The following is a 20,902-nucleotide window of genomic DNA, read 5'->3' as shown; positions in this document are numbered from 1 at the left end:
ATACATAAAGGAGGTCCTATTGCGCGACGGTTATGGTTTGCGGCGTTCCGGCCACATCGAAACGTGCGGATTTGCCGTCCAGCCCGTTAAGGCGCCAGGCCGTACCCGCCACGGCATCACCTGGTCGGATGAGGTAGATCTGGTTTAACTGCGTGCTGCCAGGAGGTGCTACAGACAAAAAACGCTCACCGCCCCTGTATTCAATACCGACGATGGTGAAGGGCGGCGCTTGTGGTGTGATAACACTGGTATTGGGCTTCTGGGCGGGACGAGGCTTGCGGACAGCGGCTTTGGGCTTGGACGGAGGAACTGCAGGTTGCTTGGTCTGGGCTTGGCTTAATTCGTGAACACGGCCATCGAGCGATTCGACATTTGCCTTGAGCACCACTAGCTCACCAGAAGACGCGGCATTACGGGAGAGATCCTGCACTGATTCGGTTGCTTGCTTCGCATAGGCCTGTGCGGCATCGATCCGATTTGACAGCGCTTGTTGTCCGGAGCGGAAGTCATCGTTGCTGACCCACTGCTTGCCATCCACAGTGTCCAGCCGTTCATCGACTTTGCTCAGTCGCGTCAGCATTGCATCCAGGGATTCTTTATCAGCAGTCGTAGACATGCTGATTCTGAGTAGGGACAGTTGATGATGTTCATAAGCCAACATGCCCGTCAGGGCGATGAGGCAGAGACTGAGTATCACAGTGGTTCGAGAAGGGCGTGGTAGGTTCATGAGCGTCCTCGCGCAAAAGCGAAGACACCCTCTCAAACCCGCGTATTAGGTGCAGTAGGAAATAGATTTTCCGGGATGCATAGTTTTCGAAAGTTGTAGCAAGACATCAATGAATCACATCTTATGTCCATAAAAATGGCCACCCGGAGGTGGCCATACAGTCATGCAGCAACTAATTGTCTTGCAAGTGCCATTTCAACTGAGTCCCCATCCTGGTTTAACGAATCGAGGCCCGAATCAGGAACATCTCCCGACGTGCTTTGCGCCACGGCGATCTTTTTGGCCATCAGCTGCAGACAGGTGATCTGAGAGCTGTTGGCATAGCCAAAGAAAATCACCCGCACGGCTTGCTTCTGCCCAATCCGCCAAGACCGCCGAGCTGCCTGTTGAAGGGTGTACACGTTGTACCCCGTCTGCAGGAACGCGATGGTCGGAAAGTCGAGCAGATCCAGACCGGTCTTAACCAGCTCCGGGTTAGTGATCAGCACATCGATCCCACGATCTACCTGGTCGAGAATCCAATCCTCGCGCCTGGCGGTATCGACTGACGCCCTTAACACCGCCACCTTCAACCCGGCCTGTTCCAGCAACCGTTTGAGACGTGAAGTGGTGTCACGAGTGCCGCTGTACACGGTGTAGACCAAGACTTTGCGGTCTTTGGCTTTTTCCGTGAGGCAGAGGTCGAGTAGTGCCTGTTCCTTGGGCATACGTTGCCCATCTGCAAAGATCGACGGCACAAAAGCCAGCGTGTCCTTGCTGCGTGGATGTTTGACAATCTCCGGCCGGAAACAGCAGTCTGGCCAGGCCAGCAATACGTTGAGTACAACCCCCAGAAGGGTCGTATCTCGGCGTGCCAGTGCCTGACGAAGCTCCTGGGTCAGTTTTCCTGCCAACTGCTGATAGGCTGAAGCCTGTTCTGCAGACATGGCGATGTCGATGAACTCCTCTTGGTACGCCGGCAACACGTTCCCACCGATATCTTTGAGTTTCAGGAACACGGTAAACGGCAGTACGAACCGGTGGATGCCTTTTGGACCGAAGCCTGGGGCCTTCACCGTTCGCACCGAGAGTTTTTTTCCCTTGGCGGTTTTGTGTGACTCGTTATCTCGCTCGGTGTAGATATCCTTCAATACGCCGTGATCCCGCATGAACGACATGGCCGCAGGGGCCATGCTGCCGCGTGCGTTTGGTCGATAACCGTCCTCGATCATGCGGCGGGTAAGGATCCGAAATAACAGATAAAACAAGTCGTCGGCATAGCCGCCCATAAGCGTACCGGTCAGCAAAACACACTTGCGTGCTTTAGCTGCCAGTACGCCCATGGCCTGGCCCTGAGCAGAACCACTGTTTTTGTACTCATGGCCTTCGTCCACCACTAGTAGGTCGAAATACCCATCAGGCAACTGGCGCTTGATGAACTCCGTGGGTTGGTAACCGCCTTCACCAAAGCCAAACTCGATGTTGGCCATGGCACGTTCCATGCGTTTGGCCTGACGGTCGCTGAAGATGAAATTGCCTTGAGCGTCCATCAGGTTGATGAACTCGCTGACGTTATCGATCAGCATCGAGGCGAGAAAGTCTTCCCCGAAGTCGTTCAGCAGTCTGTCAGCGCGCACCGGGCCAATGGTCGGAATCCGGCACATTGACTTCAAGATGGTTGCTCGGCGTGTTCCGCTTTCAGCTTTGCCTGGGCGCATCAGCGTCCAGAGTGGGCCTTGGCAATGAGGGCAGCTACGACGGCGTTCCTCTTGGTGAAACTCTTCGACGGTTAGCCGGTTGCCTTCCTGATCCTCCAGCAGCCGTCCGCAGTCGGGACAACCTGCAAGGTGATGGGCGCCCCCCACATGACGTGGCCAACACACCGAGCGCCAGTGAAACCCCATCCGCATGCGCACGCGCCCGAGGATGAAGAACTCCTGCCGCCCGTCGTAAGGCTCTTTCAGTTGGTCGCGCAGCTTGAGCAGCTTGACCAGGCTGTCAGGTCCATTGAGTACCCAGACGCGTGCGTCTGGGATGGTTTCGAGAATCTCTCGCCGCCACTTGTAGACCAGGTGTGGAGGCGAAACGATCAAGGTGCGGCGATAGCCGGCTTTGTGCATGACGGCGGCTACAGCGATGGCCATCATGGTCTTGCCAGTGCCCATCTCTGCGTTGATCACTGCAGCCTGCTCGTTACGATCCAACAATAACGCTGCAACGGCTTGTACCACTTCGGCCTGAGCTGAAAAGGGCTGACGTTTGAGTTCATCCATCACCCGTTGCCGTGCTGGGTTGATGTGACCGGCGTAGACCGGTGGGTTTGATCGGTTGAGTGAGTCCAGCAGCTCATCACCGAACTCGTCGATGAATTCGGTCAAACCGATGGAAAGTGGTGAAAGTGGGGTATGTGATAGGTCGTTCATGGTTGTTTCTCCTGGAAGGATAAACAGGGCATGCACGACACCCCTAGGGGTATGGTGAATACCCTGAGGTTTGGATAAGGGAATGCCTTATTGGTAGCGGGTCAGTAGTCCGATGGCAGCAACAAGGTTGTTACGCTTCGGTCGGCTTCAGTGATGATCCAGAGCCGGGTTTCATCCTCGGCGTCGATGTCGTAGCTAGAGAACAGACGCTCTCCAGTAGCCAGGGCTCGTTGGTTACTGCTCCAGTCTTCCTGGGGCAGCTCTCCCCAGTCACCGGAGAAATGCCGTCGCAAGTAGGTGCTTGGGTCGAGATGGCCGTGCTCCACCAGGTGGTGTACCGATTGGGTCAGTACCAACTGTCCAGCTTCAAACGTCACGCGTGAGGTGGTGTCCGAGACCGCCGGTGCAATCGGCTCGTCAGTTTCAGGTTGTCGATCCGCCGAAGAGGTGATGGTGATAACGCGTCCTTGGTTGGCAGATCCCGGCGTCATGTCCCATGCCCGAATGATAGGCACGAAACGATCGGTCAGGATCCTTACCTCAGAAACGTTACCGTCCTGGTCTTCGGTAAACTCGGTCTTGCGAACCTTGTCTTTGTAAGTATCGCCTTTGAGCACCAGCACTCGCCCGGACTTCGAGGTAACGACGCCCGATATTGCGCCGGCAGCCAGGGCTAATGCCAAGTGCCACCGGGACAGCTCACGTACTGGTGGTCGTGGTTGAACACCCGTTTGACCAAAGTGCAGGGTGAAGTCTGGCCACATGCCGCGAAGCTGTTTGACTTCAGCGCTTAGCTGCTCCGGTTCGAGGCTGATGCGATAGAAGTGCTCCAGTTCGCTGGTCGACGACAGGACCCTATAGGGCTCCCAAGACCAACTCTCAGGTAACACTTCTGCATTCAACGTCCCGGCGCCAATCGCCTGAAGGCGTGCGCGTACGTATTTGACTTCTTGCGGTCGAGCCAGGTCTTGGCGGCGGATTCGTATACCGAATATCACCACCTGTTTGAAGGTTGGATCAGCGGCATTGTAAATCCGCAGTTCAGTGAAGTGATTGCATAGCCAACTGCAGAGTTCGTCGTCCAGCACATAGTGTGGAACGATGAACACCAACACCCCGCCGTACTGCAGCAGTGGAAGCGCCCGTTGATAGAACATTTTCTCCAGACGCCGGCGACCGCTACCTTGGTACTGTGAGGCACCTGCATGGTCAGCGACCAGGTCACCGTAGGGCGGGTTAAGCCAGAGCAAGCCAAAGGCCTGGCGGCTGATCATGGTGTCCATCAGATCGCTATGCAGCACACGATCCAGGAGCGTCCTGCAATGCGCAGCACGCTCCTGGTCGTATTCAACTGCGAATGTGTCTGTGCGGTCTCGCCCAAGAAAATGTGCTGCTTCGGCCAGGGCAACCCCTTCGCCGGCACATGGATCGCAGATCCGCATTTTGCCGGTGGGAGAGGGGGCCAATGCCTGCAGGGTCCGTTCCAGAGTCGTTTCGTCGGTAGGGTAGTAGCCATTGCGAGCGAAGTTGCGTGCCAAGCGTGGGAACATCAAGGCCATGATGGGGCTCCTGAATCAAGGCTCAAAAGTGAGCGTGGGTTGAGAGATGCCCTTGGCGAATCAGATCGCCCAGGGCGGGTTCAAGAACGTCGAGCTGCAGCGACAAACGCCAGGCCGAGATAGCGCCTAACGATCCGGGTAGGGGCTGCAACATGTCGTATTGGGTGAGCACTTCCATAACTGGGTTATGCCAATGCGGTAGCAGCGGTAATGGGCATGTATCCATGACCAGGGGCCACAGCTTTTGATGAGGCGATTGCCCGTCCTGTAGAAGGGCGTAGGAGAAGTGATTGGCCCGGTCGGGCTGCGCGCAACGTCGGTCGAACAGCCAAAGGTGTACCAGGCTGCCGAATAACGTCCCGCGAAATTGCCGGGTGGTTCGTTTTTCCAGCAGGTCGACGTTGGGGAAGACAGGAAGACTCCGGCCGTCGACGACGATATGAAACTGGTCCAGACCGTTTTCAGCGGAGCCGAGGGTCAGTCTGGCCAAGAACTCCTGCAGTGCCGTGTCACGTCCCCAAGCCGAGAAAAACACTAGGTTGCGTTGTTCATCACAGACGAAAGCATCGACGTAAAGGTCAGGACATTCGTCAACCTGATACAGCCGTGTGAGAGAAGGTGTGGACATTGAGCATCCTCCGGATCGGAGGGAGGCCCCGCCCAGAAGGGGCAGGACACTGCCCCTCGGGGTTAATGGTTGGTGGGTTATCGATCGCGCTTGAATGAGCGGGTGTGTGGATCGAAGCTTGTGGTCGTGTCGCCCTGGAACAACGGCGACTGACCTATCATGTAGAGGTTGACCCGGTACAGAGGGCGCAGTTGTAAGGCAGCGTTCGCTTGCGTTTCTATCAGTCCGATTTCGATGAAGTGCTCGCGCATTTCGTCATCATCGGACACTTCGTTGTTGGTCATTTGGTCTTCGACGGTCAGCAGAGTGTGCTCACCGATGTCTGAAAAAGTCGGATTCATGGAGTGCTTCCTTGGTGGTGGAGCTCCCGCAAGGTGGGAGATTGGCAGTTCCAGGTTTGTTGCTTGAAGTCCAGCACATAGCCAAGCTCGCCGAGGCGAGTGCATTGATGACGTAGGCGCTGACGGTCAACGGTGGTGTCAAGTTTTACCGCATCCCCCAGTGGCCAGATCGTGCCAAACAGAATCGCGTCTAGCTCTGTGGCATTTTCCGAACTGGGAAGTGGCATCCCAAAGGGGGCGTCCTCTGGTGATGACGGTTTATCGACGTTGCTTACAGCCGTCGTGAAGGGTAGCGTTTTGCGCTGTCGCGCAGGCTTTGTTTGAGTTGAAGATGATTCTTCATCTATGGGATCTGGCTCGCTTGGTGAAAGCTTGGCAGCGTCTTCCGCCGTCAAGTTGTCTACGTCGTCGAGGCTCATGCTTTCGAGCTTGGCCCGGATCTCAACCACTAACCGTCCAGCGGTTGAGTAGTACGAGGGGCGTATTTCTGTGATGAGGAAATCGCCTCTGTATTTGCCTTCATCGTATTGGTCGAGAAGCGCGTCTTTGATAACGAACTCGCCTATTGAAGTTGATAGTCGTCCGACGTTGAACTCGCCGTTACGGCCGCTGATGGTACGAATGGCCAGTTGGCCTGGGATGTTGATCATGGGCAGCTCCACACTGCATGGGTGTAAGGCTACGTGCATTACTCGCACAATGAAAAAAGCCCGACAGTGTCGGGCTTGGGGTGGTGCAGTGAGTTCAGAAAGGTTTATGGGCAGGATGTATGAGTTTCCTCCTTGAGTGAGATGTACAGATAGAATGAACCTGGTGGCGATTCTATGCGGTCAAGTTTTAGGTCCAGCCAGACTCGATCCGAGTTGTCGCCGGCAGGCAGCAATCGATAGAGCCCGAAATGGATTTGTGTACAGTCAGGCTGCATATGCAGTTCACGGTAGGCCTCCAGGACTACATCGCCCAATCGGTTACTGATAACTGATACATCCTGTGGGTTTTCGATATGCACCGCTTCTTGCCAGGCCCGAGGCGTAAGAACGACCGGAAGTTTGAGCAAGTCAGACGATACGAGGTTATTGGTGGTAAGCATGTAAATCTCCAGGTGCGAAAACCACCTGGCCCGTTCGGGAGATGGTTTCCCGATGGGTCTTTATGCTGATTTGGAATCAGCTTGAGAGTCAGCCAGTGTTTCCTGGCGGGTTAGTAGTATTCGGGGTGCACAAGCTCATCTTCCAACTCCCAACGAGCCCTTCGATATTCCTTGAGAAGTCCGAACTCCGACAACATTGGGCTGTTTTCGGGATTGAATTCATCTCGATGGTCCATCTTTGCCAATGTGATCACCCCATCCAGTACTTCTAACCAAAGATCAGTAGTAAGGGTGTAGCGCGGATCTTCATCGGGATCGAGTGTCGGGTTGCTCGGCAGTAGCTTATCCAACCTGCTGTAAACACTAGCTTGAGCAGCTAAAAGACCGATTTCGGTCAGCAGCGGCAGTCGTTGAGGATTCATCATCATGGTTTATCTCCAGCGTTCGGAAATCACCAATCCCGAAGGGAGGCGTTCCCTTCGATATGAATATTGAAAGGCGCCCAGGGGGCGCCATGATTTCAATCATGCTGATTGACGTTGTTCAGGATCTGGCTGTCCTTGGCCGTTGTCATCCGAGTCATCTACAGCAGCACGATCCTGGGCAGGAAGGGGCTCAGCAGAATCTTTCGGTTTGGCTTGGTAGACAGTATCGCCATCGACCTTGATCCAGCCGATAAAAAGAAGACGTCCTTTGAGGCTTGCCCCAGGTTGACCCTTCTTATCGCCCTTTTCATAGATAAAGCAGTCGGTCCAGATGTCACCGATACGGAAGCTCACAAGGACCTTCTTTCCTGCATCAACAGCAGCTTGGCTACGACGAATCAGCTTTTCAGCTTCGGCGCCGACGACATTGCAGTCGATGTAGGAGTACTCGGTGTCGTCAGACGAACCGCGTAATGCAGCAACAGTGACAGCCATGAATGGCTTGCCTTTGCCGCGTGGTTTCACTTCACGAATACGGTTGAGATAACCAATACCAGTGGTGTGCAGGTCGAAAAACTTGGTTTCGTTGGTTTGAGTAGTGCTCATGGTGATTCTCCAATTTCGAAATAGCAGAAAGCGGAGAAACACTTCGCCCTTGGGGGAAAGTATTCCCCGCGAGGGTGGGTAGAGCAGACAGTGGAGCTTAGTGCAGCATGAGTTTCATAGCGGCAATCATCACACCAGCGGTTGCTGACATCATGACGCCCATGCGAATAGTCAACTTAACCTCAAGTTGAGATATCTCTGTTCTCAAATCAGCTGACAGGTCAGTACGAAGAGCTGCGATGTCAGATTTAGTGGCCAAACGTGAAAACATATCAGCCTCCAAAGCATCAATTACAGCGTTTGCTTTCTGTTCCGGAACGTTGATCGAAATCAGCGCTTGGTAGAGAGCCAGTTCGGTTTTCATCAGACCTCCAAAAATTGAGAGGCCTGCCCTGACGGGAAAGGCCCGTCATGGGTGGGAAAGGTGCTTCCATCGACTGAGTCGACTGATCGCGCTACCGGAAGCTATGGCGATCTTAGGAGTGGATCAATGCGGTAAACCGCATCGTAGTCTTTCGGATCCAGACTACATGGGCATGTTGCTGACGACGTCAGCTATACATGGGTACAGCATGAAAAGCCTATTGCTGGTTGTCAAGCTCCATGTGAAAAATTCAGAGAAGCCTCCCCAGCGGGAGGATTCCCTGCTGGGGTGAATGAGGAGAGGTTTAGCAAACAGCTGGTGTCAGCTGTTGAGCCTTGCCTCGAGAGCGCGGTTTGCGTGCCGGCTTTTCGACCACACGAGTATTAGCGTTGTACCAAAGATTCAGATCAACACCTTTGGCACGGACCATGGCTGGCAAGTGATCCATATCACGCACCATGCTGTCAGAAATGCAGGGTGGTGGAAGCTGGACGTGAGACTTTGCCTGTGGCTGATCTGCTGGACGTATGTTCGACTTCTTCATGGCACGCAAAAACTCTCGGGCAACAACGCCGAGTGCAAAACCGAAGTTATAAGTGAGTTTGGACATGGTGATTCTCCTGCAGGTTGAAATGCGGAGAAAGCACTGGCCCTGTCGGGGAAGTGATTCCCCGCGAGGTGAGTAACATCAGATGCTTCTATCGACGATTGTCGACCGACCGCGCTACCAGAAGCTCAGCGGTCTTGGGCGAATCAACACGATTGACGTGTCGCAACCTTGAAGATCCTGGTTGCCTGGGCATGATGCCGACGACGTCAGCAAAACACGTACATATCATCGAAGGGGGGATAGTGATGTGTCAAGCGGGGAGGGATATTTCGGGGAGGTCAAAGCAGATCGAATTTTACAGGAGAAGCTACCGAGAGTAGCTGGGTCAACAGTCACTCTCGGATGTAGTACTAAGCGTCTTTCAGAAAAAAATACCACCTGTGTGGGATAAAGGCGTCATCGATCCCTGGGCTGTGATCTGAACGTCTCACTTCCTACACCTGGCCGATTATCGTGGCTGAGGCCAGCAAACATAAGGCACGCATCCGCGCACAAAGGGAGCCCTGCGTTTCGCCGGCGGGCCACCGGCAGGGAAAAGCAGCTACCAAAGGGTAGCCTGATAATCCTTCGCAAGATTATCAGGCTACCCTTTGTGTGAGCTTTAAAAAATATGGGCCACAACACCAGTGTGGCCCTGAGATTACTGTGCTTCGAACCTCAACAAAGCTCTATGTGCCTTTGAACTCGCAATTCACGAGTTAGACGGCTGCGTGTCTGGCTTGAACAGGGAGACACAGGGAGAGCTTTGAACCAGATCCGCACGCCCTTCCCGGAGCTCAGCGTGCTTTGGGGATGGAGATGAGGCGAACCGCATCTCCGGGCGCTACTGATGACCGCCAGTAGCCAACGGGGTGGAAACGTTGTTGCGTGCATTATGTTGTTAGGCTGGGCGATATGCAACATAGCCAGTGTTGACCTGGGCTTTGGTCAGTTCACTGCAGTGACGGCACCGTCGGGTACAACAGATGGAATGGGGATACCGGTCACTCCCGCTTTCGGGGAGACAAGCACTCCCGCGCGATTTACACCAACGGTAGTCGACTGAGTCAGATCGACCAGCGTCGATGGCATCCCTGCCGGCGCCGTGTCGTTGTAAAAGGTGTAGGCTGTGCCACCATTAATGAAGGAAGAAACGCCTGAAGGTTTGACAAACCAAAGCGGTAGGTTAAGAACTGAATCGCTGGGTATGCCGCTAAAGCCTGGGTTGGACTGTGCAAATCCTGCAGCAGCTGACCGATAAGTTAAAAAATTTCTACTGAGTGAATCAAGCGTCGCATATTCCGAAACTGCTTGAGTCTGGTATCGATCTTCTGCCCACATACCGGTGACGATGACCAGTATCATGAGAATAGCCCATTGTAAGGTCATCGTTTGGTCCCCCTTGAATCAACTGTGAAAAGCTTGTGTCCTACGATTACAGCAAAAAATATGCGCAGGTGGATAAGACGGCTACTAGTAATCCTATAGTCAAAAGAAGTCGGCGTAATCGAATTTTACGTCGAGATTGTAGCTTGGAAGCAATCATCGTGGATGTTTCTACGTAGGTAAGCAGATACCTATCATTTGCCGTAGGTTTGAGACTGTAAGTGTAAGCGCCGACTTCAAATGTCTCTCTTCCTTGCAGTGCCTTACTCCATAAAGGAGTGGAGCATATTCTACTTCTAGTCTCGAACCAGCTTTGCAGCTCATCTCGACTATATTGAGCACCATTCTCCAAATTATTCTTCATCACACTTCTCTATCGTACATTGCGCTCAATGGCAGAGCGTTTATGTTGAATTATTTGAAGCAACTCCAATAAAAGAGTCCCGGCCAAGTAAGGCGAGATGTGTTGAGAAACCACCCACTATCATTGCGAAAGATGTATCCGACCTCACTGTCTCCAACGCCGAGTGCGCCGGTAAGGGAACACGATTTCCAGCTTGTATCGCCGAGTGTGCAAGTTAGACTTCCCTTGTAGGGAGCCTGGCAACTTCCTTGAATTAATTTAAATTCCCACCCATTGTTTGCAGTCCAAACACCTTTTTGACATGATAAGATTATGCCAACAGCACTTTTTGCGATAAGTGTGCGATCACTGCACGCTGTACCTTCGGTTGCAAGCCCACCTACCGAGACATATTCGTTGGTGGCAATACGATCGTAGGCCGTTATTTTGCCGGTTGAAGTGATCTTTCCACCCCAGAGCTGGCCGCCGGTTGAGAAGTTTTTGTCGTTGTACACCTGGACCCAATCGGGGCTGTTCTGATAGATACCACCTCCCCATTTTTCGCTGTACCAGCCAGTGTCGCCCCGAGTTCTGAACCATCCACCCGTGTAGGTTTCGCCCGTGACGTTCGCGGTCGCCGCGTTTACATTCGCGGTGGCTGTGACGTTGCGAGCTGTCACGTCGGCACCAGTCGTAACGTTGCCAGAGGCGGAGATGCTCCCTGCGTTATTAATGTTGTGGTTGCCCATACCAAGGTCAGTATTCATCGTGTTGAGCTCAGGATGGTTTGGCACAGCATTTCGATATAAGTAATCGTTGGCCAAGGCGCCGTCCATGAGAAACAGTGCACTGGCAGTGTGGCCTGGCCCAGGTGTAATGGAGTAATTACTCAGCGCGACTTGCCAGCCACCGCGGATGCCTTGAATGACGTTAGGGTTGGTTGTAGATATAAAACCACCAGGTCCTCCAAGGTTTTCAGCAATGGCACGCACACCCATTTCTGGAAGCGTCTGTCCGCCCGTAGTAACCACAATCGCTTCCAGCTGATTAGGATTGGGTTTACGGGCAAGGCCTAGGATGGTCTGCCCGAAAACATTGGTAGAGCTGAAACCCGCAGGCAGGTAATTAGAGTTGATGAGCATCGGCACCGTAATTTGCACTGGCACGGTCGCCGACGCGTTGGCGAGCACTACGTTGAAATTGTCTTTCAGGTACTTGGCCTGGGCCTCTGAAATAGTGCGCTGTTGATCGGCCGCAATTCGATAATCCTGGGCATCCATTTGTTTGATTTGCCAAACCATCGCCAAGGTCACCACGACACCAAATACGAGCAACCCGATTGCCATATCCAGGCTCAAGAAGCCCTGTTGTTTATTCTTACTGGTCATTCCAGAGGCTCCGCGAAGATTGGTTTGCGATGTCTTGGCCGAGCAGGGTGATCTTTCCTGAGTGGACTTTTTCGCGGATGCTAGGCCCGTCCTCGCCCGTAAAGAGCAGGCTTTGAAGCGTCAAACGCCGGCCCCCGTCACTATCCATGGACAATGACTGATGAATGACAGCCACCAGGCCTTTGGAAAGCAGCTCTCGGGCGTTTTTCAACAAGGGCTGGCCTAGGGCTGCTAAGCGTTCAATGCCATGCGTGACGCTGCCGGAATGGCCAGTACAGATAATGAGATGACCGTTGATTGAGGCCTGGATGACTTGCGCAGCAGTTGGCCCATCACGTACCTCACCCACAAACAGAAAGTCCGCCCTCGTTCGCAGAGCAAGGACTAAGGCTTCTTCGTAGCCCCCCATACGCCTGGAAACAGGAACTTGTATGCACCGACCTTCTCCATGCCTACCATGTAGAAATGGTTCGGGTGGATCCTCTACCGCCAGGCAGATGCCGCCCCAAGCCTCAAGGCGGGCTTTAACAAGGGATGCAGCACTTGAGGTTTTCCCTGCACCCATCTCTCCGCAGATGAAGATTAGGCCGCGTATCGTGTCGCTCATCAGAGCATTCTGCATGTGATCGGGCAGGCCTAGCATGTCCAGCGGACGAATTTGAACCGACGACTTGCTGAGGACAAAAACCGGCTTGCTGTTTACGTCTATCAACTGTGTGACTCGAAGGACAACGCCATCTTCGAGCAGCGCAAACTCCGGATCCAGGGTCGCGGCGTACTTCTCTGCGCATAGTTGACGGATTCGTTCTAGATCAGCCCGCCATTCTAAGGGCGCCTCAACTCTTCGCGCTTGTCCAGGGAGACCCTTAGCGTCCGCAAAACCATCGCCCAGATACAGGTCGACGAACTGAGCTTCGGAGATAACGCTCACTCGGCGCTCCTTAGTATGAAGTCCAGGCGATGGTATTGGCATCCGATGAGCAACTGGTCGCAGCGGCTACCGCTGTGATTTCGCCGGCAATGGCAGTACCACCGTTGATCGCCGTCGTGGTCTGTTTGTCCTTGGCCATGTTGGAAGCAAGCGTGATGCAGGCATTCTTTGGAAGGTTGGATTCGGTGATGGTGAAGGTCATACCATTACTGGTCACAGTAACGGCTCCGTTCCAACGGTTGGATAAGGCGTTGCCATTAATGCTCATACCACCCGTGGCCTCCAGGTTGATCAAGGACGGGGCCAGGTTGGTACCGGCTGTTGCGTACCCGGTTGTGCTTTTCAGCCTTTTGGTATTGCTCAGCAAGGTTCCCAGGTTGCTCTGTTCAATGGTGACGTCCGAGCTGCCGAACGTTCTGTACCCCATGAACACGATAAAACCGAGTGCCACGGCGATCAGCATCAGCCAGAACATCCCGTCCAGGGAAAGAAATCCGCGTTGGTTTTGGCGGGTATTTGTTCTCATCTTTACGACCTCATTTGGGTTTATTTAAGCGTTTCTGTCACATTGCCGGCCAACTGGAAGATGCCGATCACCACCAGAATCATCATGATTCCCATGGCCATCGAGGACACCCCAATAAGCGATTTCGCGATGGCCTCGACACGCTGGAGCGTTTGCTCCAGCCAACGGTTGGAAAACCTTTCCATCGACTCGGCGAAGCCTTTGCGGGTGGCGAGCACTTCAAGAAAATGCATGGCCATTGGGTCTGGAAATTCATGGCCAGCAAGTTTCAAGGCGGTACCGAAGTTTTTGCCGGCACTGACACCGTAATGAATGGCGCTCAACCGTTCCTTGAGCCATGGAGATGCGTTGCGCTGCAGCGACTTCAATGCGTCGAGCTGGTTGATGCCTGAGCGCAACATCACGGCCATGTTGAGCAAAAAGATGGAACCGTGAAGCGCCTTGTAGACCGACCAAGGGGGAAGGCGCTCTGCTCGGACTCTCAGGACCTGGAGCAATTTGTTCAACTGTAGCTTCCATGACGGGCTGGCGGCCGTGATCTGAAGTCCGCAAAAAACCGGCAGGGTGAAGATCGATACCAGGATGAAGATGACGACCGCGATCAGGGTCACCAGTCCGTAGTGGGTCACGAAATTCGATAGGGCGTAGAGAAACGCCGGTACACCCGTCCAAGCTTCGGGGTTAGACCGACGTGTCATGGAGGGCACCATCCACGCGGCGATCACATACAGCAGTGCTGCCATAACGCTCCACACCACCGAAGGGTAAACCGTGGCTGAGGCCACCAGCTTGCCGATCCTCTGGCGTACTTCAATAATCCTCACGCAATCCCTAAAGGCCTGCACCAGGTTGCCGGTCTCTTCTCCGGAAGCAATCAGTGAGTTTTCGTCATAAGGCACCCAGCCTTCGCATGACACGCTGAACGACTTTCCTCCTTTGACCGATTGCGCGATTTCACGACAGGCAATCGATACAGGGTGGCGTTTCTGGCCGTTATCACTGAATGCCCGCGCAACAGTATTCAGGGCATCTTCAAGTGAAACGCCATCCCCGTGGATGCCCATAAGGCTTTCATAAAATTGAATTCGCTCGTTCTTGCCGAACTGTTTGGCGTAGAAGGTTTCTGCCCAGCGGTTTAGCACCGCTCTGACGTCACTCAGCATGGGCGAGCTCCAGGGTTTGCCGGTCAAAGTCCAACGGCCCCACCATCATTTCGGCGTGACGTGGATCTACCAATCCTTGTTTGAGCTTGAGGATTGTGTGGGCAGTTTTGGTGATACCGCCCATTTCCTTCACCCAGTAACGACGTGCTGCACTGGCCCCTTTTTTATTAAAAACGTGCATGAAATTGTTGTCGGTGATGAGCGCCTCCGCGGCTACCGTACGATCAACGACACTCAAACCTTTGCAGTGTGGGCACCCAGGACCTTTGAGGTAGGTCAGGTCGACCGCGTCCAGGCCGCGCAGGCGTTGCACCAATGCACCGTTGAGCTGGTCCAGATGAGCAGCGGCAGGTACACGACAGTGAGGGCATAGCACGGGAAGCAAGGACTGATTGACGATGCTGGTCATCAGTGCGGGATCTGTCACGAGGTAGCGGTCTACCCCCATGTCGATTAGCCGCTGAAGCCCTGCCACTGAGTTATTGGTGTGCAATGTGGAGGACACCAAGTGCCCGGTCATCCCACCACGGAAAGCCGCTTGGGCCGAGGCCAGGTCTCTGATCTCCCCATACATCAGGACGTCCGGATCGAGGCGCATCGTGTTGGTGATGCCGTCGCTCCAGGTTTCTCCTGAGCCCAAAGGGGACTGGTTGGCCATGATTGGATATTCGGGCGGATCCTCCATGGTCAAAATGTGTTTTGTGCCACCGCACTCTTCATAGAGCAGGTTCAGGTTGACCTGCTGAGTCTTAGATTTGCCGGATCCTGTGGGGCCGGTAACCAAGTTCACGCCATAAGGAAAGCTGCGGATACGGCTAAACGCCTCAATTTGCTCGGGGAGAAAACCGAGAGCCTCAAGGGTCATTTTGGTTTTGTCGTCATACAGCAGACGCAGAACCATCAAAGGACCCTCTACGAGCGGCCTGGTGGCAACCCGGGCACCGAACAGACCAAGTTGATCCACGTAGGATCGTTTTATACGTGCGTCCTGGCTGACTTGTGGCTGGTAGTGGTCTTTCGCAACATCACACATGCTGTTGTAGAGGGATGAGCAGAGCTCAAGGCCCACCTGACTTTGATGCTGCTCCGCCTCCCACAACAGTCCGTGGATGCGAAAGAAGATCCTGGTGATGTCGTGACCCACCACAAAGTGAACATCGCTGGCATTATCCCGATGGGCTTTGCCTAGCAGCTGCACCACCTGCGCCTGGCGTTTTGTCTCGGTGGTCGAGAGGGCTCTGCCATTGGCGTCGTCATTCGCCTGGTAGAGCGCCTTGATCGTGCTCATCGGGCAGATCTTGACTTCAAACTGATGATTCTTGTGTTCTAACTCATCCTCGAATGCCATGACATAGGCATCCGTTTGGTGCTGGGCGGACACATACAGAATTCCATCGCTGGTCAATGCGCAAAGCTGACGTAACTCCGGTCTAAGCTCGAAAGCTCCGCCAGGCGCGGTGAGCAATTGCTGGTGTGAATTCAGCAGCGCGGCAGCGGCTTCATCGAGAACTGGTTCCGCTTCAGTATGTATTTCAGTCAAAGTCGTCATTGGCTCGTACCCTCACCGCTGTCCTTGGATAAACCCGGGCAGCGTGCTGGCTGACGGGATACTACTGGAGACCGGGTTGCTACTACTGGAGGCGCTTCCCGGTGGAATATTGGAAAACCCGAGCGGGAAGCGCTTGCCATCACGTTCAAGTGTCACGCTATCCAGGGTGAGGTTCGCCACGCGGTAGCCTCCTGGGAGTTCCCGCGACGAGGCGTCAGCGTCCACTTCAAATCCGCTGCTGTAGAGCAAAGTGGCACGCAGCCGCCTTGCGGAGCCGAATATGGCTTTAACGACAGGCAGTTCTTGCTGGGTATCGGTAGCGCGTGTGGCGGTAATAGGGGGGGGGAGGAGGCCTTGAGGGACGAATGAGGCTGGAGACTGAGCGGTTGAATGGTTGTCTTCGCCATTGATTGACCGCTCAGCTGCTGCTCTCTCAGCTTGGGCTTTAAATAGAATTGTCTGACTCTGAACGGTAGCCAGCTCCCCGACATTGATGCCTGAGAGATTGGCTTCTGCCGTCCAGCCCAGTGATGGAGCGATAGCAATTGCCGAACAGAGAAAACGCACAGTTTTATTTCGCATAGAGGTCACCTGTCACTGTCCAACGAAGGTGGCCAGTCTCATATTTGGTCTTTATTTCGCTCAACCGTAGGCCTTGAGCGGGTGCACCCGTGAGAGCGTCCAGCGGCGTTATTCCAGTCTCATAACGCACCTCAAACTGTCTCCACTGAGGAGGTGGCGGTGGAGGTGGCGCAGGTTGGCCTGGCACTGCGGGCTTTACTGGAACCACCACAGGGATTTCCTTAAATGTGGGTTCTTGCGAAAAGTTGTGTAGCCACGATGACAAGTTCGCCAACATGTCATCAGTCGCCTTGAGAGGTTCGTCACCAGCAGCAGGTAGCGATATGTCGATTTTTAGGAGCGCCAGAGATTTGCTTTCGTCAAAGGCTGGCCCGCCTGGGAAATGTCCCTGGGTTGCTTTGATGAGGTTGTCAGCTGTGCTGTTGCCGGAACGCTTGTATGAGGAAACCACCTGGGCGCCGTTGCAAAGCGCGTCTGTGAATTCCCATCCCGCAATAGAAAGCGGCAGTTGATAAATAACGCGGCTGCATTGCTCCAGAAAATTGTCGACAGAAGGGCGTTTAGCCCAAGGGTGCTCCAACGCCTGGGGCAGCTGTTCGACGCCAGACTCTTGCTGCAGCCTGGCTAACTCTGCCAGGCGAAGTTGTTCGGCCTGGAAAGCTGCTTCTTTGGCAATCCGGTCCTGATGACTCTGCCATTGAACCCAAGCGATGATGCCGGCAGCGATCAGCGCACCAACAATCGTCAGTTGCACCAACTCTGCTTTGGACAGCCCAAAGACAAGTGGTCGAAGCCGGTATTCGCGTTTCAGGTGCGAGGGTTGCAGTAGCTCTTCCACGTCCAGTGGTTGACCACCCATTTCAAACTCTGTGGGCAGGTACTCTTGGTCGAAGTTGATGCCGCGACTGCGTTGCTGAACGACTCTACGACGAACCTCGGCACCGGTGCCGATCATGTCGCATCCAGAAATCACACCTCCTTGATATACAGCGACAAGGGCGTATTGGTCGAGGTCAGCGTCCGTTCTCCAGGCCGCAATCCACGAGTCTCCCAATTGACCAGCGAGCGTCGCTGCGAGGGAGTACATGCCTTTTGTGACTTCGTCACTGCGCGCAACGAAACCGGCCTGGATGATGGCCGGTGTCCTGCGAATGGCGACGATATCTAACTGGTGTTCACGGCCGTACTGCCGTGCTTCTTTCATGTGGCCGGTGACGCTGCCCAATGGATGCCAGCGTAGGCCCGTGACGAACGATTTCCCTCTATGCAGCAGTACCTGAACCCGTGCAGAGCGTGTGCTTTTTGCGATTTCCGCGACCATGAATTACCCCTTAAATGCGCTGCAACGCAGCAAAGGGCTGGGGCAAGAGCCCCACGGATCATTGGCTGCAGGAATACTCAGGGCGCTAGGGCTTGCAGTGTCGCTATCAACAACAGGTGTTATCAGCACGACCAGCACGTTGTGATCCGTGCTGCGGATGCGACTACCGCCCAGGCCGAAGAATCCAGGATCACCGACACCGGACTTGGTCGCGTTTTCGCTGTTCTCCTCAAAGCCGGTCAGAACCAACGTTTGGCCGCTGCGCAATTTGACTTTGGGAGACAGGTTCCTGGTGTCGTAATCGACGGTCTGAACGCTGGAGCCGTTGCTGGTGAACGGGGTGAAGGTGGGTTTGCTGCTCATGCTCAAAGTGACCATCAGCAGCAGGTTGTCCTGGTCGATAATGCGAGGAAGCAACATCATGTTGAACCCGCTGGTGATCGTTGCGGGAGTCAGTGATGTGGACGATCCGACCGAGGCCGTTGTGGTAGTAGAGCTTGAGGCAATATAGCTTTGCACGTTACCGACTTGGATAGGTGCAGGCTGTAAATTCAAAGTTGTGATCGAGGGCGAACGGATGTTTGAAACTCGATACTGTTCAGATAGCGCTTTAATGATCAGATTCGAGCCAGCCCAAGGTGACTTGGAGGTATCTAAAACATTGAACGAGCTGGAGACCGCATTAGTGGTAATTCCAGTTGTGGCATTTTTTAGGGAAAAGCCCCACTTGCTGCTCAGATTAGTGTAAACCGCAGACCAATCTAGGCCTGTTTGATCCTTGTCGGTGAGGGTTACTTCAAAGACTTTGACATTGAATAGCACCTGGCGGGTAATACTGCGGTTAAGGGAGGTCAAGTACTTCGAAACGTTGGAAAGAACCTCTGGGCGATCGCTTACCGTCAAGGTCCCAGTAGACCGGGAAAGGAACATACGACCCTGCGGCTGCTGGCTTAGCATCGCTTGGACGTTCTTTTCAATGTCACCGATCAGCGATGTCTTGATTGAGACGGTGGTGCTCTGGTTGCTGCCAGACTCGCCCGAAGCGCCTGATGATGAAGATCCGCCACCCCCTCCTGAGCTGCCACTGCCAGTGGATGTCAGCAAACCGGATTTCACGGTGCTTTCGATGACTTGATCATCACCAAAGGCCCAGACATCGAACGTTTTGGTATCGAAGTAGGTGACGTGCACGCTGCGATCATCGGATAAATAGTTCCATGCCAGGCCCTGTTGAGCGGTCACCTGATTCAACAAACCAGAAAGCTTGCCGCTGTACTTAATTGGGAATGTACGCGGTGCATAGAACCCATCCATACCCGAAGATCGGGCGTTGCTCGGCATGGTGCCGATGACACCGGCTGGCATGAAACTGGACAGGTTATCCGGCGAGGCCATAACCGGAGGCGAATTAGATCCTGCGTTACCTTGATTGCGAATGGACAGGACGCTTGGATCGATCGCATCTGGAGCCACGATGACTGGAACGCCACACTCGCTGGTGATGTAGTTCGCGACCTCTGCGATCCCAACGTTGTAAGAAGGGCGATAAGTAATGTCGCAATCCATGGCCAGCGGCAAACCGCGCTTGGCGACCAGGGGTTGTTTTGAGACCCATGGCTTGTCGCTGAAAACGACGGTTTCGCGTGCCGGCTCTTGTTGCTGATTGCGCAAGAAACGGCTGTATTGGGAGGCGGTCGCTGCGTCGTTTTCGGCACGGCTGGCCGACTCATTCACGCGCTGCAGCGAGCAGGCGCTGATCAGAGCCATGACCAGTAATGAGGCTGTGCCTCGAATCCAGAGGCGTACAGTCATCATTTTTTCCTCTCTGCGATGTAAACCACCTGCTGTGGTGCCGGGCTGCCGTCTACGATGAATGACCGTGGGGCTGAGTCGTACAGCGGAAAGATCTCTTTGATAGCATCCTCAAAGCTGCCTTCGAATCGAAGCGGTGCATCAATCGGGTAATCCAAGTCGTCGACCTTCCAGATAAGCGTCCACTTAGCCCTTGCTGCCCAGGCTTCCACGGTTTGCCGAAGTGTTGAGCCAGTGGTCGCCGTCCATATCTGGGCCAGCGGCTTTGGAGCGGTTACCACCGCGAGAGCAGGCTTTGACGCGACTGAGGTACTTGGGGCAACGTTTCCAAACTTCTCAATGCTTGCAGGCTGAGTGGTGGAAGCGTTAAGCGGCGAGGCGACTGCCGGGCTCGATGTGGTTTTCCCGGATAAGGTCGTAATAGGGCCATCCTTGGCGGGCACTGCTGGGGTAGATACTGGGGTTGCAGTTGCAGGTGCTGCAGTAGCAGTTTTGATCGGCGCCGGTGAGGGTACGGTGGCGACCACAACGGTGCTGGGCGTTTCGCCGATGGTAGTGTTTTTCGGAGTAGCTGCAGTCGATGGAGTGGAAGGTACGGAGATGGCTGCCACTTGGGTTGGAGCAGTGCGCGATGTTTCCGGGAGCTGGTAACCAGGTCGCAGCACGTAGCAAACCTGGCGATTCACTTCGTCCACCTTCACCTGCCAGGCCGGACCAGCGAGTACTTGCAGCGTATTGCGCAGTGTCATGGGTCCAAGCTTGTACTGGGCCGCGGGGAGTGGACGCGTGTAAAGGATGTTGACGTGACCGGTGTCGGGCGAGCACAGCGTGTATCCGGAACGGTCCACGACGTACTGCATAGCATCGCGTACATTGGGGTGCATGTTGGCAGGAATGCTGATGTCAATGATCTGAGCCATCAGGTCACGCTGACCCGAGTCAGGCAAGGTACTGACCAGGGTGTAACGGCCGTAGCGCACGACGGGCTCTTTTTCAGGCACGGCGCCGCTGGGGTAGAGGTCCGGCGTCAACATGTCCGGGTTACGGCTGCTATCAAACGCCGGTTTAGGCGTCTGTGGCGTATGGGTTGCGCAGCTGGCAACGAGTGCGAGCAGGGAGAGTGTGGTGAAGTGCCTGATCATGTGCCGAAAGGCCCCCTTTGATGATGGA

21 protein-coding genes are annotated in these 20,902 nt (G+C 54.4%); all 21 read right to left on the bottom strand.

Annotated features, from left to right (window positions below):
- Window positions 1–16: 16 nt before the first annotated feature.
- Window positions 17–727, bottom strand: a complete 711-nt coding sequence (locus tag AB7933_RS27030; protein ID WP_056791255.1) for a hypothetical protein — start codon at window positions 725–727, stop codon at window positions 17–19.
- Between the two features lie 161 nt (window positions 728–888).
- Window positions 889–3,129 (bottom strand): DEAD/DEAH box helicase, encoded by a 2,241-nt coding sequence (locus tag AB7933_RS27025; protein WP_106118562.1) that lies wholly within the window; start codon window positions 3,127–3,129, stop codon window positions 889–891.
- A gap of 101 nt (window positions 3,130–3,230) precedes the next feature.
- Window positions 3,231–4,688 carry a DUF6094 domain-containing protein gene (locus tag AB7933_RS27020; RefSeq protein WP_020302982.1) on the bottom strand — a complete coding sequence of 486 codons (1,458 nt, stop codon included), beginning with the start codon at window positions 4,686–4,688 and terminating at the stop codon, window positions 3,231–3,233.
- A gap of 22 nt (window positions 4,689–4,710) precedes the next feature.
- The gene (locus AB7933_RS27015; protein ID WP_056791261.1) at window positions 4,711–5,316 is read right to left on the bottom strand and encodes a hypothetical protein; all 606 of its coding nucleotides are present in this window, start codon (window positions 5,314–5,316) and stop codon (window positions 4,711–4,713) included.
- A gap of 77 nt (window positions 5,317–5,393) precedes the next feature.
- A complete protein-coding gene (locus AB7933_RS27010) occupies window positions 5,394–5,657 on the bottom strand; it encodes a hypothetical protein (protein ID WP_056791264.1) in 264 nt (87 codons plus the stop codon).
- Complete coding sequence (locus tag AB7933_RS27005) at window positions 5,654–6,307, bottom strand: DUF3275 family protein (RefSeq protein ID WP_056791267.1); 654 nt, start codon at window positions 6,305–6,307, stop codon at window positions 5,654–5,656. Before AB7933_RS27005 ends, AB7933_RS27010 begins: the two co-directional genes overlap by 4 nt.
- A gap of 104 nt (window positions 6,308–6,411) precedes the next feature.
- Window positions 6,412–6,747 carry a hypothetical protein gene (locus AB7933_RS27000; protein WP_020302986.1) on the bottom strand — a complete coding sequence of 112 codons (336 nt, stop codon included), beginning with the start codon at window positions 6,745–6,747 and terminating at the stop codon, window positions 6,412–6,414.
- 110 nt (window positions 6,748–6,857) lie between these two features.
- A complete protein-coding gene (locus AB7933_RS26995; protein WP_056791271.1) occupies window positions 6,858–7,175 on the bottom strand; it encodes a hypothetical protein in 318 nt (105 codons plus the stop codon).
- Window positions 7,176–7,271: 96 nt separating this feature from the next.
- The gene (locus AB7933_RS26990) at window positions 7,272–7,778 is read right to left on the bottom strand and encodes an STY4534 family ICE replication protein (protein WP_056791276.1); all 507 of its coding nucleotides are present in this window, start codon (window positions 7,776–7,778) and stop codon (window positions 7,272–7,274) included.
- Window positions 7,779–7,875: 97 nt separating this feature from the next.
- Window positions 7,876–8,142: a hypothetical protein gene (locus tag AB7933_RS26985; RefSeq protein ID WP_056791280.1), complete on the bottom strand. Its 267-nt coding sequence runs from the start codon at window positions 8,140–8,142 to the stop codon at window positions 7,876–7,878.
- 304 nt (window positions 8,143–8,446) lie between these two features.
- The gene (locus AB7933_RS26980; RefSeq protein ID WP_073451686.1) at window positions 8,447–8,752 is read right to left on the bottom strand and encodes a hypothetical protein; all 306 of its coding nucleotides are present in this window, start codon (window positions 8,750–8,752) and stop codon (window positions 8,447–8,449) included.
- Between the two features lie 927 nt (window positions 8,753–9,679).
- A complete protein-coding gene (gene pilM, locus AB7933_RS26975) occupies window positions 9,680–10,120 on the bottom strand; it encodes a type IV pilus biogenesis protein PilM (RefSeq protein WP_073451684.1) in 441 nt (146 codons plus the stop codon).
- A gap of 411 nt (window positions 10,121–10,531) precedes the next feature.
- Window positions 10,532–11,848 (bottom strand): shufflon system plasmid conjugative transfer pilus tip adhesin PilV, encoded by a 1,317-nt coding sequence (gene pilV, locus AB7933_RS26970; protein ID WP_056791284.1) that lies wholly within the window; start codon window positions 11,846–11,848, stop codon window positions 10,532–10,534.
- Window positions 11,838–12,779, bottom strand: coding sequence for an ATPase, T2SS/T4P/T4SS family (locus tag AB7933_RS26965; protein ID WP_056791287.1), 942 nt, complete (start codon window positions 12,777–12,779; stop codon window positions 11,838–11,840). The genes pilV and AB7933_RS26965 overlap by 11 nt, the downstream gene beginning before the upstream one ends.
- 10 nt (window positions 12,780–12,789) lie before the next feature.
- A complete protein-coding gene (locus AB7933_RS26960) occupies window positions 12,790–13,305 on the bottom strand; it encodes a type 4 pilus major pilin (protein WP_032905001.1) in 516 nt (171 codons plus the stop codon).
- Between the two features lie 20 nt (window positions 13,306–13,325).
- The gene (locus AB7933_RS26955) at window positions 13,326–14,468 is read right to left on the bottom strand and encodes a type II secretion system F family protein (RefSeq protein WP_305452908.1); all 1,143 of its coding nucleotides are present in this window, start codon (window positions 14,466–14,468) and stop codon (window positions 13,326–13,328) included.
- A complete protein-coding gene (locus AB7933_RS26950) occupies window positions 14,458–16,017 on the bottom strand; it encodes a GspE/PulE family protein (protein ID WP_375156298.1) in 1,560 nt (519 codons plus the stop codon). The genes AB7933_RS26955 and AB7933_RS26950 overlap by 11 nt, the downstream gene beginning before the upstream one ends.
- Before the next feature lie 12 nt (window positions 16,018–16,029).
- Complete coding sequence (gene pilP, locus AB7933_RS26945; RefSeq protein ID WP_073451680.1) at window positions 16,030–16,599, bottom strand: type IV pilus biogenesis protein PilP; 570 nt, start codon at window positions 16,597–16,599, stop codon at window positions 16,030–16,032.
- On the bottom strand, window positions 16,589–17,920 hold the full coding sequence (gene pilO2, locus AB7933_RS26940) for a type 4b pilus protein PilO2 (RefSeq protein ID WP_106118566.1): 1,332 nt from the start codon (window positions 17,918–17,920) through the stop codon (window positions 16,589–16,591). The genes pilP and pilO2 overlap by 11 nt, the downstream gene beginning before the upstream one ends.
- A gap of 3 nt (window positions 17,921–17,923) precedes the next feature.
- A complete protein-coding gene (locus AB7933_RS26935) occupies window positions 17,924–19,732 on the bottom strand; it encodes a PilN family type IVB pilus formation outer membrane protein (protein WP_305452913.1) in 1,809 nt (602 codons plus the stop codon).
- Window positions 19,732–20,874, bottom strand: coding sequence for a TcpQ domain-containing protein (locus tag AB7933_RS26930; RefSeq protein ID WP_056791304.1), 1,143 nt, complete (start codon window positions 20,872–20,874; stop codon window positions 19,732–19,734). The genes AB7933_RS26935 and AB7933_RS26930 overlap by 1 nt, the downstream gene beginning before the upstream one ends.
- Between the last annotated feature and the right edge of the window lie 28 nt (window positions 20,875–20,902).

Origin of the sequence: Pseudomonas gorinensis, assembly GCF_042015035.1 — a bacterium.
GTDB classification, from domain to species: Bacteria; Pseudomonadota; Gammaproteobacteria; order Pseudomonadales; family Pseudomonadaceae; genus Aquipseudomonas; species Aquipseudomonas gorinensis.
Note: the sequence above shows the minus strand (reverse complement) of the source record. Positions and strands in the feature narration are given on the sequence as shown.

Excerpts from the sequence above, each read along its gene's own strand:
- AB7933_RS27010 (WP_056791264.1), bottom strand. The coding sequence starts at position 5,657 with ATGAATCCGACTTTTTCAGACATCGGTGAGCACACTCTGCTGACCGTC.
- pilV (WP_056791284.1), bottom strand. The coding sequence starts at position 11,848 with ATGACCAGTAAGAATAAACAACAGGGCTTCTTGAGCCTGGATATGGCA.
- AB7933_RS27025 (WP_106118562.1), bottom strand. The coding sequence starts at position 3,129 with ATGAACGACCTATCACATACCCCACTTTCACCACTTTCCATCGGTTTG.
- AB7933_RS26960 (WP_032905001.1), bottom strand. The coding sequence starts at position 13,305 with ATGAGAACAAATACCCGCCAAAACCAACGCGGATTTCTTTCCCTGGAC.
- AB7933_RS26995 (WP_056791271.1), bottom strand. The coding sequence starts at position 7,175 with ATGATGATGAATCCTCAACGACTGCCGCTGCTGACCGAAATCGGTCTT.
- pilO2 (WP_106118566.1), bottom strand. The coding sequence starts at position 17,920 with ATGGTCGCGGAAATCGCAAAAAGCACACGCTCTGCACGGGTTCAGGTA.
- AB7933_RS27000 (WP_020302986.1), bottom strand. The coding sequence starts at position 6,747 with ATGCTTACCACCAATAACCTCGTATCGTCTGACTTGCTCAAACTTCCG.
- AB7933_RS26950 (WP_375156298.1), bottom strand. The coding sequence starts at position 16,017 with ATGACGACTTTGACTGAAATACATACTGAAGCGGAACCAGTTCTCGAT.
- AB7933_RS27015 (WP_056791261.1), bottom strand. The coding sequence starts at position 5,316 with ATGTCCACACCTTCTCTCACACGGCTGTATCAGGTTGACGAATGTCCT.
- AB7933_RS26955 (WP_305452908.1), bottom strand. The coding sequence starts at position 14,468 with ATGCTGAGTGACGTCAGAGCGGTGCTAAACCGCTGGGCAGAAACCTTC.
- pilP (WP_073451680.1), bottom strand. The coding sequence starts at position 16,599 with ATGCGAAATAAAACTGTGCGTTTTCTCTGTTCGGCAATTGCTATCGCT.
- AB7933_RS26980 (WP_073451686.1), bottom strand. The coding sequence starts at position 8,752 with ATGTCCAAACTCACTTATAACTTCGGTTTTGCACTCGGCGTTGTTGCC.
- AB7933_RS26985 (WP_056791280.1), bottom strand. The coding sequence starts at position 8,142 with ATGAAAACCGAACTGGCTCTCTACCAAGCGCTGATTTCGATCAACGTT.
- AB7933_RS26990 (WP_056791276.1), bottom strand. The coding sequence starts at position 7,778 with ATGAGCACTACTCAAACCAACGAAACCAAGTTTTTCGACCTGCACACC.
- AB7933_RS26930 (WP_056791304.1), bottom strand. The coding sequence starts at position 20,874 with ATGATCAGGCACTTCACCACACTCTCCCTGCTCGCACTCGTTGCCAGC.
- AB7933_RS27030 (WP_056791255.1), bottom strand. The coding sequence starts at position 727 with ATGAACCTACCACGCCCTTCTCGAACCACTGTGATACTCAGTCTCTGC.
- AB7933_RS26935 (WP_305452913.1), bottom strand. The coding sequence starts at position 19,732 with ATGACTGTACGCCTCTGGATTCGAGGCACAGCCTCATTACTGGTCATG.
- pilM (WP_073451684.1), bottom strand. The coding sequence starts at position 10,120 with ATGACCTTACAATGGGCTATTCTCATGATACTGGTCATCGTCACCGGT.
- AB7933_RS27020 (WP_020302982.1), bottom strand. The coding sequence starts at position 4,688 with ATGGCCTTGATGTTCCCACGCTTGGCACGCAACTTCGCTCGCAATGGC.
- AB7933_RS27005 (WP_056791267.1), bottom strand. The coding sequence starts at position 6,307 with ATGATCAACATCCCAGGCCAACTGGCCATTCGTACCATCAGCGGCCGT.